Source organism: Neptunicella marina (genome assembly GCF_014270035.1).
Lineage (GTDB): Bacteria > Pseudomonadota > Gammaproteobacteria > Enterobacterales > Alteromonadaceae > Neptunicella > Neptunicella marina.
The window spans coordinates 201,438-219,661 of record NZ_JACNEP010000001.1 but is presented as its reverse complement, the minus strand read 5'-3'; the positions used below and the strand labels follow the sequence as shown (position 1 = coordinate 219,661).

Here is an 18,224-nt window from a genome sequence, read left to right as displayed (position 1 = left end):
TTAATTAAAAACAGTTACTTATAATCCCGTTGGAAAGCAAACGTAACAATTGGTTTCATTATGTAATTAATATGATAAATATGCGTTTTTTACATACAATTAACTGGTGTATAATCGCGCGCTTCTGGTGAACCGGCTTAGTCAATGCCAAACTGTTGTAGCTTTTGGATATTTGGGTTGATTTCTTTTGTCTGATAGTAAAATTTTTTGTGTTATCTCTCCGAGATTGATGTTCAGATGTCAAGGCTGGAATACGCTTTTTGCTGCATTGTTGATGTTGTTTTGCAGTCTGAGTTTTGCCAATCCCATATCCACTAAATATCGTTTTTCTACTTTGACGGCCAGTCATGGTTTGCCTTCTGTTGAAGTGCTGGGAATTTATCAGCAAAAATCCGGGTATATCTGGATCGCAACAGATTCTGGCATTAGCCGTTATGACGGCAAACATTTTAAAACCTTGTCTTATACCCACGGCAGCAGCAAAGGGTTAACCAATAATTTTGTCACCTCTATGGTTGAAGACAGTCAGGGAAATTTGTGGGTGACGACAGAAGACGGCTTAAACAAAATTCAGTTAAACGGACACATTAAACACTTTCTTCATTCAGAAGATCCCGACTCTATTCCCACCAATTGGCTGTTAAATGCGTTAGTTGTTCGTCCCGATAAGATTTGGATTGGGAGCGGCAATGGATTGATTGATTTTAATCCCGTCACTGAACAGTTCACATCAATGCCGGTAGATGACAAGTTTAATATGTCTATGGTGATGTCTCTGGCGCAGCAAAATGATAATACGTTGTGGGTCGGTACCAGCGAAGGGTTGGGATATTTGTCTGAAGACAATGGTAAAGTCCAGCCATTTTTTAGTGGCGATGAGCAGCTGGATAAGTTGTTATCCCGACCGGTTTATAAATTATTAATTCATCAAAATACGTTATGGGTAGCGACAGAAGGTGCGGGATTATTTGCAATTGATTTGAACAACCACAAGGTTACTCATTATTCGACCGACACAAGTTCGCCACTGATATTAGCCGAAAATAAAATCTCGTCGCTGGTTGTCGATCGCTACCAGCGCTTATGGCTGGGGTATTTTAACAAGGGCATCAGTGTTATTGATTTAAATAAAAACAGCATTATGCATTTACAGCATGATGCTTACAGTGATGCTTCAATACCTGGTAATCAGGTTAATCATCTGGCCGTCGATAGCTCGGATTTAGTCTGGGTATCCACCCATAATGGCGTGGCGTTTTATTCGCCGGTGAAAGAGGGTACAACGCTTTATTATAAAACGTTGAATAATAAGGGGTTGGTATCGAATAACGTATGGGGCAGTGAAGTCAGTAACGGCAATATCTGGGTTGCCACGGATATGTCTCTGGAGCGCATTGATCCAAGCCAACAAACCGTGACACATATTATCGATTATAAAAATGACTCCGATACCCAGCAAATCTGGAATGTATCGGTGCATCGGGGAAAACAGGACTCAATCTGGGTTGCTCAAAATGACGGGATAAGCCAGATAAATCCCAGTACCGGAGAAATTGTTCAAACTTACAGTCTTAAAAATGAACCTATCCAAGATGGGGAAGTTTACGATATTGTGCAGGATGGTGATTATCTGTGGCTGGCTAATCGTTATACCGGACTTAGTCAGTACTCATTGATCGAAAAACGCGTGGTTAAGCGTTTTTTATACCAGGATAACGATCCTTACGTTATGGCTGGAAACTTTCCTTATCAGTTAGTTCAGGCTAAAAACGGTGATTTACTGATTGCGGCCTCCAACGGTATGTACCGGGTTGATCCGATTCGTGAAAAAATCTTTCATGTACACTTGGGGGACAATGGTTCGCAGACAATTCGTGTTAATAGTATTACTGAGGATGATACCGGCGCTGTTTGGATTGCAACCCAGGGCATGGGGCTGGTTAAAGTAACATTCGATGCCAAAACACATGAGCCAAATGAACCCAGCTATATCACACTCGCCGATCCTGAAATTGATACACGTATTAAAAATGTGTATTACACCCAGCATAATCAGCTTTGGTTTACCACAGTGAACCAGGTTGGCAGCATCGATACTCAGAATCATAAGCTGACCGTCTATTCCAATATTATCAATATGCCTAACTGGCAGTTTCTTGAGGCATCTATTAGTGCCATGGGGCAGGCATTATATATTGGTTCAAATAAGGGATTGCTAAAGATCGATACGACGCGGGATTACAACGAATTTTTTGATGCACCTGTTGTTATTACCGACATTGAAGTCTCAAATAAAATTCTCACCAGTCAGGTTATAAATCAGGGTGAGCGAATTGATTTTGAATCCGATCAAAATGCGTTGCGCTTTTCGTTTGCTGCACTGGATTACACTGCCCCCACCAAAAACCGCTATCGATACAAGTTAAATGGTTACGATGATAACTGGCAGGATATTGGCAACCGCACCGAAGTGTATTTTACCAATTTACCGCCGGGTAACTATGATTTTCAGTTGCAGGGAACTAACAGCAACGGAGACTGGAGCGTTAGTAGTGTTGAGTTTGCTTTTAAAATAAATAACCCCTGGTGGTTATATGTTTTTTACTTGTTGATTTTGATTACCACGATATCGATAGGCTGGATTATTTTTGTTCGTCAGTTACGAATTAAAGAGCTAAATCAACTGGCAAACTACGACCAATTAACGGGTCTGGCCAATCGTCGTTTGTTTAATCATTACCTTACTTCAATGGTAGATGATCCAAACAAAAAACCGTTTGTATTGCTTTATCTGGATTTGGATCATTTCAAGCAGGTGAATGACTTGTGGGGGCATAATGCCGGAGACGAATTGTTGTTAATGGCGGCAGAACGACTGAATGAAAATAAAGGTTCTGAGGACAAACTGGCCCGTTTAGGCGGAGACGAATTTGCGTTAATTATCAATGGCGATGTTAACAATCAGCAGGTTAAGGCGAAAATTAGCCGTATTAGTACAAAGTTATCCAGTGGATATCATATTAATAAACGTTGGGTGAAAGGGTCTGCCAGTATAGGTATTACTGCGTTTCCACGTGATGGCCTGGACAGTATTACCTTGCTAAAAAATGCGGATACTGCGATGTATGAGGCCAAAAAAGGCGGACGAAACCGGTTCCATGTTTATAATCCGGAATTAAGCCAGCGTGTTACATCACGAATTAATATGGAAGCACGGCTGCGTCATGCACTTAATCATGGGCTGCTTGATTTATACTTTCAGCCTAAAGTCCAGTGTAATGGGCGTGGTGTCTGCGGTTTTGAAGCCTTGTTGCGCTGGAATGACGCCGAAAATGGCTGGATCTCTCCTGCGGAATTTATTCCGTTAGCTGAAGAATCTGATTTGATTTTAAAGTTGGGAGAGTGGGTAACCATCAATGCTTGTCAAAAAGCGGCAGAGTGGTATCACCGCGGACTACTGAAAAACAGTTCGGTGGCGATTAATGTCTCAGCGCCACAATTATTCCGTTCAGATATGTTCAAATTATTACGTACTCAGTTAGATAAATACGATATTCCAGGTAACTGCATTGAGCTGGAAATCACGGAAACGTCTTTGCTTGAGCATGTTAAACAAGCACGTCAGATCCTCACCGAGTTAAAAACGCTGGGCATATCTATTTCACTGGATGATTTTGGCACCGGGTTTTCTTCTCTTAATTACCTGACGACATTACCTATTGATGTATTAAAAGTAGATAAGTCCTTTATTGATACGATACTGACCGACAACAAAACCGCAGTGATGCTGAAAAATATATTTAATCTGGCACGGGAATTAAATATGAAAGTGGTCGCAGAAGGGGTGGAGAGTGCTGACCAATTTCAGGAGTTATTGGTGTTTAACTGTGATTTAGTGCAAGGATTTTTATTCAGCCCGGCGGTAAATGCTCATCGGGCTGAACAAATGTTATTGGGACACGACGATCAATTACGGCTGCAAATCAGGCAAGTAATGCAGATTAGTTAAAGGTCTAAGTGCATCGTTTACCATTTTTTCTTTGGTGCAAACAGTTCATCCAGCTCATCTTTATCAGCTTCAATGCGGCGCTCTGTGTCCTGCTGGTTGGCATTTCGCATCGCTTCCTGAATATTTGCCAGTTGATTTTCAAAGTCTGCTTTACGCCTGATGACATAGTCATCCTGTGAAGCCTGTTTTTTTAAAGCGCCTATGCCTTTTTCCAGATACTGGCGGGCAGAACCTGGCATTTGGGCTTGTAGAGAACTTTGAATGCGTTTTGCCAGCGTTTCTATGTTAACCATTAACTGATAACGTTCGAGATATTTATCCTCGGCACTAAAAATATCATTGCCAATATTACCTTTTTGCAACTCACTACGCAGTATCATGCGTAGTCGCTTTATCCCTTGTATAAGAACGATAATTTGCTTTTCGTGATCTGGCAGTGTGAAGTTAAAGTTATTGGGATCGGTTGGGGTGACCGTATGTGCAGCTTTTATGTCTTGTACTTCACTAATACGCTTTTGGTATTCGGGAATGCCCGGGCTTACTTTTAGCGCCTCACTCATACCATTAATCAGACGTTTATAAATAATCTCTTTCATTACACTGCTAATCGGCAGATATTCGGCCGCTAACAGCGTGTCTTCTGCTTCATCAATAACGATTTTTAATCGATTTAATTCATTTCGCTTTTCTGCTTCAATGTTATTTTTGTACTGTTGAATAGCGTTAATAATAACGGCAATCACAAACAAAGCAGCAAGCAGAATTATAACAATACTGTACATCAATTTAGGCGTTCCCCGGTGCAGTTGTTTGAGAGCAAACAGGTTTATTATTTAGTTATCGGCTCTATATTAGGGCAATTTTAATCTAAATACACTTCCACCGTAATACCCTCCATTTTCCATCTCAATCGAGCCCTGAATTCCATTGCGTTCATGTGACATGGCAATCATGCGTGCAAAATAAAGCCCCAGCCCGGTTCTGCCTGTGCTGAGGTCGAAATCCTGCATCTCAGACGCGTTGGCATCAAGCATACTTTGTGGATAGCCATTTCCATCATCTTCAACCTGAATACATAACTGGTTATTGTCTGTGTATACACTAATGGCGATATTCTTTTTACTGTAACGAATGGCATTGATTAAAATATCATTGAGCAACAAACAGACGAGCTCGTTATCAAGATACCAGCTTAAATCGTCCTGAAGGGTGATATTGAGCGCCATTTTTTTACGGTCAATGTACATTTGATTGGTTGCGACCACTTCGTCAATCAGGTCATCCATGTAATATTCGTCAATATTTATTGGTAGCTGCTCACGCCCGGCACGGTATAACGACAAAATATGCATTAAACTGGTATTAAGCCGTGATGCTTCGTAATGGATACTGGCTAATTGTTCAGATACACTGTCATCCATATCAGCCACTTCGGTGGACAGGGTTTCGATAGATTGAAGCAACAGACACAAAGAGTTTTTCATATCGTGCACGGCAGATGCTAATACGCTGGAAAAATCTAACATCGATGATCCTCTTGTTTTTCTATGCTTTTATTGTCGTTAATTCGTCGCGGTATTGCACCACTTAATAATAAAAAAGCGACTTTTTATAAAATTATATGGAATTAATTTCTTGAAAGGTATATATATTTAGAATAAGTGAGGCATTCTCCACGGGCAAAAGTGCCGCGTCAGAGGGATAACAATTCGTTAATTGATAACAGGCAGGTTTACTTCCACCATGAAACTACAACAACTGCGCTATATCGTTGAGGTCTTAAATAATAATCTGAATGTATCAGCTACTGCAGAGAGCTTATACACCTCGCAGCCGGGGATCAGTAAGCAGGTTCGTATGCTTGAAGATGAGCTGGGTGTGCAAATTTTTGGACGTAGCGGCAAACATCTTACACATGTTACCAGCGCGGGTCAGGATGTGATTAATATTGCTCAGGAAATTCTGGCGAAAGTTGAAAGTATTAAGGCTGTATCCCGTGAACATACTTTGCCTGATCGTGGCAAATTAAACATTGCCACTACCCATACCCAGGCTCGTTATGCTCTGCCTAACGTAATCAAGGGGTTTATGGATAAATTCCCTAAAGTGTCTTTGCATATGCATCAGGGGACACCATCGCAAATTAGTGATTTAGCGGCTAAGGGCGAAGCCGACTTTGCGATTGCTACGGAAGCGCTACATTTGTATAACGATTTGGTGATGTTGCCGTGTTATCACTGGAATCGCAGTATTATTGTGCATCGTGACCATCCGTTAGCCAAAAAATCCTCAATCACGATAGAAGATATTGCCCAGTATTCTTTGGTGACGTATGTGTTTGGTTTTACTGGTCGCTCTGAATTGGACGAAGCGTTTGGCCGGGCAGGGCTGGAACCTAAAATTGTATTTACTGCGACCGATGCTGACGTAATAAAAACTTATGTGCGTTTAGGTGTCGGTATTGGTGTGATTGCGTCCATGGCGGTTGATCCTAAGCTGGATGCAGATTTGGTTAAAATTGATGCGAGTCATTTATTTGATTACAGCACAACCAAAATAGGTTTCCGTAAAGGTTCGTTCCTGCGCAGCTATATGTATGATTTCATTGAGCGTTTCGCACCGCATTTAACTAAAGATGTGGTTGAAAGAGCGATGATGCTTAAAAATAATGATGAAATTGAAAAGATGTTCAAGGGCTTAACCTTACCGGTAAAATAAGTGGCTACGAGCTACGAGCTACGAGCTACGAGCTACGAGCTACGAGAGACACTCTGTAGTCGCAACCCGTACCTGAGCTGATTAACACTCAATAATATTGACAGCTAAACCGCCTCGTGCGGTTTCTTTATATTTGGCTTTCATATCATTACCCGTATCCCACATGGTTTTGATTACCTTATCCAGCGATACCTTGTGATCACCCGTTCCACGCAATGCCAGACGGGATGCATTAATGGCTTTAATGGCACCCATGGCATTACGTTCAATGCAGGGGACCTGCACTAAACCGCCTACAGGATCACAGGTTAAACCCAGATTGTGCTCCATACCAATTTCTGCTGCATTCTCCACTGCTGATACGCTGCCACCTAATATTTCAGTCAGAGCACCAGCTGCCATTGAACAGGCAACGCCCACTTCGCCCTGACAGCCTACTTCAGCGCCTGAAATAGAGGCATTTTTTTTGTATAAAATTCCAATGGCGGCGGCGGTTAGCAGATAGCGCGCGGCAGTATCTTCATCCACTGGCTGTACAAACTTATCGTAATAACGCAGAACTGCTGGCAATATTCCAGCTGCACCATTTGTTGGTGCGGTCACTACACGACTACCGGCCGCATTTTCCTCATTAACGGCCAGAGCGAAAAGGTTTACCCAATCCATGGTAACCATGGGATCAGTGGTTTTTTCGTGCTGCAGGCGACGATATAAAGCCGGAGCCCGGCGGCTAACTTTTAAGCCGCCAGGCAAAATACCTTCGGTATGAATGCCTTTTTCAATGCACCCTCGCATCACTTGCCAGATTTCCCACAATTTAGCCTGAATCTGTGACTGAGGCATAAACGCTGTTTCGTTTTTCAACATTAAAGTACTGATACGAAATCCATTATCTTTACACTGCTGTATTAATTCTGCAGCGGTTTCAAAGGGGTAGGGAATTGGTTTCTTTTCTTCTTCAAGCGCGATAAATTTTTGTTGTTCAAAATCCTGTTCGCGAATAATAAAACCGCCACCTATGGAGTAATAGGTTTGCTCAAACAGTAATTCATCATCTTTATAAGCAAATAATGTCATACCATTGGCATGTAGTTTGAGTGTTTTTCGACGGTGAAAAATAATGGCATTCTGACGGGGAAAGTCTATTAACTTTTCACCATTTAAATTTAGTCGCTCAGAATGGTCTATATCAGTCAGTGTGGACTCGATAATATCGACATCAATGGTTTCCGGAGCAAAGCCGCACAAACCTAAAATTACTGCTTTTCCTGTGCCATGACCTTTGCCTGTCTGGCCAAGCGAACCGTATAGTTCTGTTTTTATGGTGTTTGTTTGTTCAAAATGGTTGTGTTGTTTTAGGGCATCGATAAATGCCAGCGCAGCACGCATCGGGCCCACAGTATGTGAGCTGGAAGGACCAATTCCAATGCTAAACATGTCAAATACACTGATCATTATTTACTCTTATTATGGTTTTAAAACACAAAGGATTAACTATGGCTAATTGTGGCAGAGCGTACAAGCTGACAAAAGTAATGGGATGAATTAGTTTTTCTATGGAGTGTAAACAAATTTTTAAGTAGAACAGCATCATTTTGATCCTAATGCTCTTTGGCTATTAATGATTGAGTATTGCACTTAAATTCAAAATAAAAGCTGCAGTTAAGCCCCATATTGATTGATTTCTATATTGAATTAGATTGACAGGGAAACGTTGACCGTTACGCTGAATATGTTCCACTAAATGGTTTTGAGGATTAATAAGATAAGCTAATGGTACCTCGAATGTGTCTTCCACTTCACCCGGATCGGTTTGCAGCGTCAGAGGAGGCTTTATCAGGCCTACATAGGGTGTCACCTGATAGCGACTGACTGTTTTAAAACTTGGAAGCTGGCCAATGACATTAATCTGTTGCGCGTCAAGGCCAATTTCTTCCTGTGTTTCACGCAAAGCGGTGTGTTTTAAACTTAGATCATTGGGCTCTGCGCGCCCACCGGGGAAACTGATTTGGCCGGGATGATGTTTTAAATGCGCAGCGCGTTTGGTGAACAGCAGTGTTAGTTTGTCACGTTCAATAACCGGAATTAATACAGCAGCCTGACGCGCTTGCTGCTTAAGCGGGTATTCAGGCTGCCATTGCTGAGCAACCTGTGATACAAAACGGCTTAGGAACTGCGCTTTATCCAATTAAAGCTCCTTTAATACCGGCAGAATTTTTGCAACTTTATCTAAAGTTTCCTGATATTCAAGCTCTCCATCAGAATCAACCACCAGACCTCCTCCGGCCCAGCAATAAACATGATTGTTTTCACACAGTAGCGTACGGATACAAATACTGGTGTCCATGCGTTTGTTCAGGCTGTAATAACCGATACTTCCGCAATATATATTACGAGCATGGGGCTCCAGTTCATCAATAATTTGCATGGCCCGGATTTTGGGAGCGCCCGTAATTGATCCACCGGGAAACGCCCCCTGGAGTAAATCAAGCGCATCATGGCCGGTTTCGAGTTCACCTGTTACGGTCGATACTAAATGGTGCACAGCGGCAAAGCTCTCAATGGCAAATAGTTCAGGTACTTTTACACTGCCGGGCAAACAGTGTTTACTAATATCATTACGCAATAAATCCACAATCATCAGGTTTTCGGCGCGATCTTTTTCCGATTGTTGCAATTCGTTTTTCATTGCGCAGTCTTGCTTAGGTTCTGAAGCTCGTGGGCGTGTGCCTTTAATCGGACGGGTCTGCACATGCGTACCTTTTACTTCCAGGAAGCGCTCCGGAGAAATGCTGATAATGCTTGATTCAGGTAATTTTATAAAGGCGGAGAAAGGTGCCTGGTTTTGTTGGCGCAGAGTCAGATAAGCTTGCCACTCATCTCCTTGATACTGTGCTTCAAAGCGTTGAGCCAAATTTACCTGATAACAATCACCTGCCTGAAGGTAGTCCTGAACCTTATTGAATTTAGTCAGGTAGTCGGTTTCAGTCATATTTGAGCGCCAGTTATCGGTAAGTTTGAACGCTTTTACGTTACTGCTAACGTCACTGTTCAATAAATTTTCTATCTCAGCGCTGTCCGGTGCAGAGTAGTCAGAATGCGAAACCAGATAATATTCACCCTGATGATGATCTTTAATCACAGCCCAGCTGTAGAGTCCTATCGCCATATCCGGAGTTCGGTACGGGTTGAGTGCGACGTCTGGCAGCGTTTCAAAACGTTTGCCTAAATCATACCCCCACATTCCTAATGCCCCGCCACAGAACGGCAGAGTTGTCTGAATCTCAGGGGTGCCAAAACAATGTTCTAAATGTTTCCTGACCAGTGAAATTGGATTATCGCTGCTTTGGGTGATTTTATTTGTTTCAGCGCGCCAGATATGTGTTGTGTCCCCTTGAGTGGTGAGCGTCATAATCGGCCCGGCAACCATAATATCGTAGCGGGCATGTTGATGCTGGCTGGTACCTGAATCGAGCAGCATTGACCAGTTTTTAGCTGAATAATGCTCAAAAAGCTGACAAATGTCGGTTTGTGGGGAAATATTAAGCTGTTCTACATTCACGCTCATGCTTCACTTATAAATTATTATTTGAATTTACGCGGTTTTTATTTTGCTTCGGCTTGGTGTGGCAGGCCGGAGCAGGGTATCATAATGGTAATTTCAAAAAGATAAATTTATTCATTTCGGATAAGTTTAAACCAAATTTTACGGGGTAACGTATGACCGTTATACGTCAGCAAGATTTTATTGATAGCATCGAAGATGCATTGCAGTTTATTTCTTATTATCACCCGCTGGATTATGTGCAGGCAGTGGAAAAGGCCTATCACAAGGAGCAGAGCCAGGCTGCTAAAGATGCGATGGCGCAAATCCTGATTAATTCACGTATGTCGGCAGAAGGTCATCGTCCTTTATGTCAGGACACCGGCATTGTCACTTGTTTTGTTAAAATTGGTATGGCGGTGCAGTGGGATAAAACCGATTTAACCGTTCAACAAATGGTGGACGAAGGTACACGTCGCGCCTATACCAACGCCGATAACCCCTTACGTGCGTCTATCGTGTCAGATCCTGCCGGTGAGCGTAAAAACACCAAAGATAATACGCCAGCCGTGGTGCATATCGATATGGTTGAAGGCGATAAAATCGAAGTCATGATTGCGGCCAAAGGTGGCGGCAGTGAAAACAAATCCAAAATGGTGATGTTAAACCCAAGCGATTCGATTGTGGACTGGGTGGTTAAAACTTTGCCCACCATGGGCGCGGGTTGGTGTCCTCCTGGCATGCTGGGCATCGGCATTGGTGGTACGGCTGAAAAAGCGGCGGTACTGGCCAAAGAATCACTGATGGATCCGGTTGATATTCACGAACTTCAGGCTCGTGGAGCCCAAACCACTGAAGAAAAACTACGTTTAGAGTTGTTTGAAGCGGTCAATAATTTAGGTATTGGTGCGCAAGGTTTAGGTGGTTTAACCACAGTGGTGGATATCAAAATCAAATCACTGCCGACCCATGCCGCATCAAAACCGGTTGCGATGATCCCTAACTGTGCGGCTACGCGTCATGCACATTTCTATTTAGATGGCAGTGGTCCGGCGGAGCTTAAAGCGCCTAAACTGGAAGACTGGCCACAAGTCACCTGGGAAGTGGGTGAACAAACCCGTCGGGTAAATTTAGATGACTTAAAACGTGACGATATTCTGGATTGGAAAGCCGGCGAAACTGTGTTGTTATCTGGCAAAATGCTGACCGGGCGTGATGCAGCGCACAAACGTATTCAAACCATGCTGGATAACGGCGAAGGCATGCCAGAAGGCGTCGATTTAACCAACCGCTTTATTTATTACGTTGGGCCGGTTGATGCTGTAGGTGACGAAGCGGTGGGTCCTGCGGGTCCTACAACGGCGACACGTATGGATAAATTTACCGATATGATGCTGGAGAAAACCGGTTTAATTGGCATGATAGGTAAAGCGGAGCGTGGTCCGGCAACGGTAGACAGTATTGCCAAACACAAAGCCGTTTATTTAATGGCGGTAGGTGGTGCTGCTTATTTAGTATCTAAAGCGATTAAAAAGGCCCGTGTTGTGGCGTTTGAAGATTTAGGTATGGAAGCTATCTACGAGTTTGAAATTGAAGATATGCCGGTGACGGTGGCAGTGGATAGCACAGGTAATAATGTTCATCAAACTGGGCCTGCCATCTGGAAAGGCAAAATCGCAGAAATGAATAAAGCCTGATTGCCCAACAGGAAAAATTAGCGGAATTAAAAAGGCGTCATTCGACGCCTTTTGTTTTTGTATGGTTTAATCAACAAAATAGTTGAAGGACAGCATAATAATGAATTTGGAATTAAGTGCGTTACATCTGGCGTTAATGGCGGCTTCAGCAGGTGTGGGAGTTATCGCAGGCCATGTGTTGGCAAAGCGAAAATTATCCCAACAATTAAACGAAACTGAGCAGCAAAACGCCGTGGCACAACAACAGTTGCAATTCAACAGTCAGCAACTGGCGCAAAAAGAACAACAAATAGAGCAGTTCCATGTGCAGCATAGTCAGTTACAAGGTGAGCTGGGGCAATTGCGTCAGCAGGCTGAACAATTAGTTGAATTACGCGCCGAAAAACAGCAGTGGCAGGATAAATATCAGCAGGCACAACAGCAACATGCTGAGCTCAATAGTCGTTACTCTGCTCAGCAAGCGGCGTTCGAGCGTGAAAAACAATCCTTCGATGAAAAATTACAAACGTTGCAAGACGCTGAAAGCCGCTTAAAAGAGCAGTTTGAAAATCTGGCCAATAAAATCTTTGAACAAAAAACACAAAAGTTTTCCAGTGAGAGTAAAGAAGGACTCAATTTGCTACTAAATCCGCTTAAGGAGCAGATTGAAGGCTTTAAAAAACAAGTGACCGATCAGTATGTAAAAGAAGGCCAGGAGCGGGCGTCGCTTAAAACGGAGATTTTGGGATTAAAAGAACTCAATTTACAGATTACTCAGGAAGCAGCGGCCTTAACCAAAGCCTTAAAAGGTGATAACAAACAACAGGGTAACTGGGGCGAGTTAGTATTAGAGCAAATCTTAAATGAATCAGGATTACGTTCCGGGCACGAATATCACACCCAGAATCAGTTTAAAAATGAAGAAGGTAAAGCCTACAAACCCGATGTGATTGTGCACTTGCCTGATAATAAAGATGTGATTATTGACTCAAAAGTATCGCTGACAGCTTACGAAAAATACTTCCATGAACAAGACGAAGTACAACGTCTACAATATTTAAATGAACATATTCTGTCTTTACGTAGTCATATTAAAGAGTTAGGTAAAAAAGATTACCAGAAACTCGAAGGTGTAAAGACACTGGATTACGTGCTGTTATTCATTCCAATTGAACCGGCATTTCTGTTAGCCATGGATCAGGCTCCGGATTTAATGAAGTTGGCGCTGGATAACAATATTATGGTGGTTAGCCCAACTAACTTATTGGTGGCATTACGCACAATCAATAATATCTGGCGTTACGAACACCAGAATCAGAATGCTCAGGATATTGCCAAGAAAGCGGCGGCCTTGTATGACAAGTTTGTTGGTTTTACCCAGGATTTAGAAGGGCTGGGTACCAGTTTGCAAACGGTGCAAAAACGTTATGATGCAGCGATAAATAAACTGAGCACAGGCAAAGGTAATATCGTGCGTAAGGTAGAAGAATTTAAAACTTTAGGTGTGCAAACCAGTAAACAACTGAGCAGTCGTTTGACTCAGAATACTGACGAGGATTAATTCACTAAGCAGCAGGAGAATATGCATGAAAGTACATGAACTCATGACAAAACGCGTAGTAACGGTGGAAATGGATGATCGACTGGATGTGGTTTATGAGATTTTTCGTAAATCAAATTTTCACCATTTGTTAGTTGTTGCGGATAAAAAACTGCTTGGGGTGTTAACCGACAAAGATCTGTTCAGAGCAATCAGTCCACGCATTGGTACCAATATGCAAAATGAACATGATTTGGCATCGTTAAATAAGCGGGTTCATCAGATTATGTCGCGGCAATTGATAACCATTAATCAGGATCAGGGAGTGATTGAAGCTATTAAGCTGTTTAATGCTAAAAATGTTTCCTGTTTACCTGTATTAAATAATGAACAAGAATGGGTTGGTATTTTGAGCTGGCGTGATATTTTAAAACATATTGAATTACTTAAAGGTCAGGCGGTTGTCAAAAAATAACTATGACAGAAAATAACAAAAATTTACCCAGCTGGTTTACGTTGGTTGCCAGCATTGCATTGGTTTGGAATTTACTTGGTTTGATGTCGTTTGTTGCGCATTTAATGACATCTACTGAAATGCTGGACGCGACAATGCCAGCTAATGAAGCGGCATTGTTTAAAGATTACCCGATGTGGGCTACCTGGTCATTTGGATTAGCGGTTATATCAGGATCTTTGGGGGCGTTAGCGCTGCTATTAAAAAAACGCTTATCCCTGATCTTATTTATGCTGTCTTTTATTGCCGTGATTGCACAAAATTATCATGCCTTTGTTTTGGTGGATTCTTACGCGGTATATGGTGCAGGTAGCTTAACTATGCCAGTTCTGGTTTTAGTAATAGGCGGTTATTTAATTTGGTTGTCGGTAAAAGGCAGCAAAGAAGGTTGGTTAAAATAACGGCTTTCACATAAATGTTTAAAAGCCCACGCAGCTGGGCTTCTATAGATCTTTACCTGTCTTTTTCAGCAATTGGGCTGTTTTTTGGAGTTAGCGAACAATACTTTTAGCGTAGCTATCCGTATGCATATCTGTTATTTCCACCGTCAGCGAAATATTGTCTAAGCCCAGTTTTTGCAACGCATTTAACATTTCAGTTGATAGTTGTTTTTTGGCAGTGTCACTTCTTCCGGATAACAACCTGATATTGACATGGATAAAATTTAGTTTGTTCAGACTGGTAAAATGGTCATAGCCTATCGCTCTGGATTTAATTGATTCAATTGAAAACAGTCCGGATTTTTCTGCACAGTGATGTACCGTCGCAACAATTTTTTGGGGATCAATAAGGTTCGTCAATGGATTTGCATATTCAACAATACAGTGAGGCATTTTTTTCTGCGGTCAGAGCTAACAGGGAGGCCGAGAATAGCATGTTTTATATCTAATCCTAATATTAAAAATGCGCTGGTATTTAGCTGATTTGCAATAGGGGAATATCTGCTTATCTTAAGATAGTTTTAAAGTGACAGCAGTAACACGAGATCAGTTACGTTGTAGATATTACTTTTTGTTGCAGTTTTGTTAAAACGAGTCGATATATACAGATAGCAGAGTAGTATTAGTATTGATCAATATTTAGCGAGCCTGGTTTTGAGTCTGGGCTGGATGATTTTTAACCACAGCAGACGTCAGATTACTGGCCAGGTAAATAAAATGGGCAGTAGCTTGAGAAAGATCAACACACTTTGCTTCCAGTACACTATGCTTATGTCACTGTGCTTAAGCGGTGTGCCAGCTCAAGGTTGTTATAGGAGAAAGGTAACAGCATGAATTTTAATAACTTATCCATTCGTTCCAAGTTTTCAATTCCACTTATTGCCATCTCTGTACTGACTCTGATAGTGAGTGTATTGAGTATCACCAGTAGCTCAATGCTGGCATCTGATACAAAAAAGCTATCTGATGTTTTTATTTACGCAATTGATACTGGGTTAAACGCAGACCGAGATCTGTATCAGGCGTTAACCGCCAGTCAGGCCTATGTGACCAAACGAAGTCTCGGTGCGTCGGACTACGCACAAGACAGAGACAGCTTTGATGAAAATGCCAAGCAGGCGCTTGACCGAATGCGGGCGGTTGAAAATGCAGTAAAGGATTATCCGGATATTTTAGCGGTTAACCGAGGTTTTGATAACAGTTACCAAACCTGGCTTACTTCCGCTAAAAAAGTGTTTGAACTGGCTGATGCCGGACAAATTAATCAGGCGGCAGAATTTAATTCCAGTGAAGTGATGCGCAATTTTAGTCAATTGCGTAAATATTACGACGACATAGGCAGTAAGTTAAAGCAGGTGGCTGATCAGGTTTCCACCGATGCAGAAGGCTCTGCTCAGCGACAAAGTGCCATTCAGGTGTTTGTGATCCTTCTGGTTGCGGCTGCGAGTCTGGCCAGCATCATTCTGGGACCAAAACTTATTACCACCCGGGTAGATGAGCTAAACCGTGTGATTGGAGCAATTAGTGAAGGAGATGGTGATCTTACCGGACGACTGGATGCCAGTGGTCGTGATGAGCTCTCACAACTTGCTGCAACATTTAATGGTTTAATGACTAAATTACAGCAGCTTATATCACTGGTTAAAGGAGATGCGTCAACACTGGATAAAACAGTATTAGTGCTAAATGACTCGGCTAAACAAACTCAGCATATATCTAATGATCAGAGCAGTAGCCTGGAGCAGATCGCCACCGCGGTAAATGAGTTGAACCAGGCCGTACGTGAAGTGGCCAATAACTCTCAGTCTGCACTTGAAGAAACCCGTGACGCGAAAGATAAAGCATCACATTCGTCGGATGTGGTGGGGCAATCTGTTGATAGCATTAACAAACTCACCTCGGCGGTGACGTATGCCAGTGAAGTGATCAGTAAGCTGGCCGATGAATCGAAAAACATTGTGCAGGTATTAGATGTTATTCGGGGGATCGCAGAACAAACAAACTTACTGGCGTTAAATGCAGCGATTGAAGCGGCGCGGGCAGGAGAACAAGGGCGAGGTTTTGCTGTGGTGGCTGATGAAGTGCGCACCCTGGCTAGTCGTACTCAGCAGTCAACAGAAGACATTCAGCGCATGATTACCGGACTGGAAAGTGGGGTTAATGACGCAGTCAATGCAATTGAAACCGGGAGAAGCCAGGTGGATAACGTGGTGGATGCCTCCGGGAAAATCCAGACCGCGTTACAGCAGGTGGATGATGCCGTTTCCACCACCAATGAGATGATTTATCAAATTGCCACGGCAACCGAAGAACAGAGTCAGGTGGTTGATGAAATTAATCGCAATGTCACTATGTTAAATGACTTGTCACAGCAAAGCCTTGAACTGACTAAGCACACTAAACACGCATCTGATGATATTGCATCTATAGCAGGCGGGCTTAACGAAAACGTGGGGCGCTTTAAAGTTTAAAGCGTCAAACGTTTACTGGCTAACTTAAATACTCAAGGCTGGTTACCGTAAAAATGGGTTTAATAACCGCGTAAATAAACCGGTGAATTTGAGTGGTGCATCGGTTACTGCAAAGCAGATACAGGCTTGGTAATCTGATGCTTTGGGCTGGTGGATAATACTGGGGTCCGTCTGAATAAAATCGCCGGCACGATAGCAACCAGCATTGTCAGAAAAACTCCCCTGCATCACAAAGGTAAATTCATTACCTTTGTGCGTGTGAACTGGTAGCAGTTTGTTGGGGGAAATTTTATACAATTTGGCACTGTAGTGCCCGTTTGAAAATCCTAACGATATTTCTTTAATGCCTTTGGCAAATCCACGCCATTTAATCTGACTGAGTTTGCATGGTATAAAACGCCGAAGAGGACCGGGGATCGCGCTGTCGGAAACAGGTTGAATGGTCTTTTCATCAGGCAAAGGCTGGTCCAGCTTTGCCAGTGTATCTTCGAGTAAATCTGCCTTCACAGAAAGGTTAGCGGGACTAAGTTCATCGTTCTGTACCAGCAATTCACCACCGAGTTGATCATAAACCGCTATTTTTTGCTGACACTGAGTACATTGCTCAATATGACAAGCCACAATAATACCTAGTGCGTTTGGCAGCTGGCCAGCACTATGGCGGATTAATAAGTCGTCAGTAGGATGATGATTAGCCATGACATATGTTCTTTCGCAAGTGAATCCAGTTTATTTAACGCCAGCCTTAAGCGCGATTTAATTGTGCCCAGCGGTAAATCCATTTCGCTGGCTATTTCACTGTGTGATTTGCCTTCAAAGTACACCTGATACACAATTTGTCGCTGCTCATCTGGCAGATACTCTATTAGTGTACGGGTGAATTGCGCAGTCAGATCACTTTCCGCATCAATTTCTAATTCTTCACCACCATGGTCTGGAAATAAATCGAATGATTGAATTTGATCTGGGCGAGATTTCCTAACAAAATCAATACGTTTATTCCGTACTATTCTGAATAGCCATGTTGTAGCAGCTGCAGTTTTAGGATTGAATTGACTGGCTTTGTGCCACACGCTTATCAGGGCTTCCTGAACAATTTCCTCGGCATCCTGTTCATTCGCGCCACAACGGATCGCATAAAACTTTAGTTTCCCGGCCATTAGATTAAATAACTGAACAAAAGCTTGTTTATCGCGATGCTGCGCAATTGCTTGTATCAGTGATTCTAGTGTCGGAGATGATTCGATTGGATCCTGATTCAACCGTGTGTCTCTTTTGATAGTGCGCTAGCGCAGTTTATTTCAAGTGAACC

General features: G+C 42.6%; 15 protein-coding genes. 7 read left to right on the top strand and 8 right to left on the bottom strand.

The features are described 5' to 3' along the window. Positions 1–229 precede the first annotated feature (229 nt). Entirely contained in the window at positions 230–4,009 is a 3,780-nt protein-coding gene (locus tag H8B19_RS01040; protein ID WP_186504920.1) for an EAL domain-containing protein, read from the top strand. Between the two features lie 17 nt (positions 4,010–4,026). On the opposite strand, the gene H8B19_RS01035 is transcribed toward H8B19_RS01040, so the two are convergent. Further along, positions 4,027–4,791, bottom strand: a complete 765-nt coding sequence (locus H8B19_RS01035) for a hypothetical protein (RefSeq protein WP_186504919.1) — start codon at positions 4,789–4,791, stop codon at positions 4,027–4,029. A gap of 69 nt (positions 4,792–4,860) precedes the next feature. Beyond that, positions 4,861–5,535 carry a sensor histidine kinase gene (locus H8B19_RS01030; RefSeq protein WP_186504918.1) on the bottom strand — a complete coding sequence of 225 codons (675 nt, stop codon included), beginning with the start codon at positions 5,533–5,535 and terminating at the stop codon, positions 4,861–4,863. 217 nt (positions 5,536–5,752) lie between these two features. Between H8B19_RS01030 and cysB the strand changes: the two genes are divergently transcribed. Beyond that, complete coding sequence (gene cysB, locus H8B19_RS01025) at positions 5,753–6,727, top strand: HTH-type transcriptional regulator CysB (RefSeq protein ID WP_186504917.1); 975 nt, start codon at positions 5,753–5,755, stop codon at positions 6,725–6,727. An 81-nt stretch (positions 6,728–6,808) separates the two neighbouring features. Here cysB and H8B19_RS01020 read toward each other — a convergent pair whose 3' ends face one another. From H8B19_RS01020 to pabB, 3 genes are all read right to left on the bottom strand, one after another. Beyond that, positions 6,809–8,182: an L-serine ammonia-lyase gene (locus H8B19_RS01020; RefSeq protein WP_186504916.1), complete on the bottom strand. Its 1,374-nt coding sequence runs from the start codon at positions 8,180–8,182 to the stop codon at positions 6,809–6,811. A 163-nt stretch (positions 8,183–8,345) separates the two neighbouring features. Beyond that, a complete protein-coding gene (locus H8B19_RS01015) occupies positions 8,346–8,915 on the bottom strand; it encodes a CoA pyrophosphatase (RefSeq protein ID WP_186504915.1) in 570 nt (189 codons plus the stop codon). Further along, positions 8,916–10,295 (bottom strand): aminodeoxychorismate synthase component I, encoded by a 1,380-nt coding sequence (gene pabB / locus H8B19_RS01010; RefSeq protein ID WP_186504914.1) that lies wholly within the window; start codon positions 10,293–10,295, stop codon positions 8,916–8,918. 152 nt (positions 10,296–10,447) lie between these two features. Between pabB and H8B19_RS01005 the strand changes: the two genes are divergently transcribed. The 4 genes from H8B19_RS01005 to H8B19_RS00990 all read left to right on the top strand — a co-directional run bounded on the left by H8B19_RS01005 (position 10,448) and on the right by H8B19_RS00990 (position 14,402). Continuing rightward, on the top strand, positions 10,448–11,968 hold the full coding sequence (locus H8B19_RS01005) for a fumarate hydratase (protein ID WP_186504913.1): 1,521 nt from the start codon (positions 10,448–10,450) through the stop codon (positions 11,966–11,968). Positions 11,969–12,068: 100 nt separating this feature from the next. Beyond that, entirely contained in the window at positions 12,069–13,508 is a 1,440-nt protein-coding gene (gene rmuC / locus H8B19_RS01000; protein ID WP_186504912.1) for a DNA recombination protein RmuC, read from the top strand. Between the two features lie 25 nt (positions 13,509–13,533). Further along, a complete protein-coding gene (locus H8B19_RS00995; RefSeq protein WP_186504911.1) occupies positions 13,534–13,962 on the top strand; it encodes a CBS domain-containing protein in 429 nt (142 codons plus the stop codon). A 2-nt stretch (positions 13,963–13,964) separates the two neighbouring features. Then, positions 13,965–14,402 carry a hypothetical protein gene (locus H8B19_RS00990; protein WP_186504910.1) on the top strand — a complete coding sequence of 146 codons (438 nt, stop codon included), beginning with the start codon at positions 13,965–13,967 and terminating at the stop codon, positions 14,400–14,402. A gap of 90 nt (positions 14,403–14,492) precedes the next feature. Here H8B19_RS00990 and H8B19_RS00985 read toward each other — a convergent pair whose 3' ends face one another. Further along, positions 14,493–14,834, bottom strand: coding sequence for a 5-carboxymethyl-2-hydroxymuconate Delta-isomerase (locus tag H8B19_RS00985; protein WP_186504909.1), 342 nt, complete (start codon positions 14,832–14,834; stop codon positions 14,493–14,495). Positions 14,835–15,271: 437 nt separating this feature from the next. Here H8B19_RS00985 and H8B19_RS00980 point away from each other — a divergent pair, with 437 nt between their 5' ends. Beyond that, positions 15,272–16,912: a methyl-accepting chemotaxis protein gene (locus H8B19_RS00980; RefSeq protein WP_186504908.1), complete on the top strand. Its 1,641-nt coding sequence runs from the start codon at positions 15,272–15,274 to the stop codon at positions 16,910–16,912. Between the two features lie 42 nt (positions 16,913–16,954). Here the strand turns inward: H8B19_RS00980 and H8B19_RS00975 are convergent, their stop codons facing one another. Beyond that, positions 16,955–17,611 carry a ChrR family anti-sigma-E factor gene (locus tag H8B19_RS00975; RefSeq protein ID WP_186504907.1) on the bottom strand — a complete coding sequence of 219 codons (657 nt, stop codon included), beginning with the start codon at positions 17,609–17,611 and terminating at the stop codon, positions 16,955–16,957. Next, entirely contained in the window at positions 17,578–18,174 is a 597-nt protein-coding gene (locus H8B19_RS00970; protein ID WP_186504906.1) for a sigma-70 family RNA polymerase sigma factor, read from the bottom strand. The genes H8B19_RS00975 and H8B19_RS00970 overlap by 34 nt, the downstream gene beginning before the upstream one ends. Positions 18,175–18,224: the final 50 nt, after the last annotated feature.

Coding starts and splice junctions, on each gene's coding strand:
- H8B19_RS01020 (WP_186504916.1), bottom strand. CDS start 8,182: ATGATCAGTGTATTTGACATGTTTAGCATTGGAATTGGTCCTTCCAGC.
- H8B19_RS00995 (WP_186504911.1), top strand. CDS start 13,534: ATGAAAGTACATGAACTCATGACAAAACGCGTAGTAACGGTGGAAATG.
- H8B19_RS00975 (WP_186504907.1), bottom strand. CDS start 17,611: ATGGCTAATCATCATCCTACTGACGACTTATTAATCCGCCATAGTGCT.
- H8B19_RS01040 (WP_186504920.1), top strand. CDS start 230: ATGTTCAGATGTCAAGGCTGGAATACGCTTTTTGCTGCATTGTTGATG.
- rmuC (WP_186504912.1), top strand. CDS start 12,069: ATGAATTTGGAATTAAGTGCGTTACATCTGGCGTTAATGGCGGCTTCA.
- cysB (WP_186504917.1), top strand. CDS start 5,753: ATGAAACTACAACAACTGCGCTATATCGTTGAGGTCTTAAATAATAAT.
- H8B19_RS00985 (WP_186504909.1), bottom strand. CDS start 14,834: ATGCCTCACTGTATTGTTGAATATGCAAATCCATTGACGAACCTTATT.
- H8B19_RS01035 (WP_186504919.1), bottom strand. CDS start 4,791: ATGTACAGTATTGTTATAATTCTGCTTGCTGCTTTGTTTGTGATTGCC.
- pabB (WP_186504914.1), bottom strand. CDS start 10,295: ATGAGCGTGAATGTAGAACAGCTTAATATTTCCCCACAAACCGACATT.
- H8B19_RS00990 (WP_186504910.1), top strand. CDS start 13,965: ATGACAGAAAATAACAAAAATTTACCCAGCTGGTTTACGTTGGTTGCC.
- H8B19_RS01030 (WP_186504918.1), bottom strand. CDS start 5,535: ATGTTAGATTTTTCCAGCGTATTAGCATCTGCCGTGCACGATATGAAA.
- H8B19_RS00980 (WP_186504908.1), top strand. CDS start 15,272: ATGAATTTTAATAACTTATCCATTCGTTCCAAGTTTTCAATTCCACTT.
- H8B19_RS01005 (WP_186504913.1), top strand. CDS start 10,448: ATGACCGTTATACGTCAGCAAGATTTTATTGATAGCATCGAAGATGCA.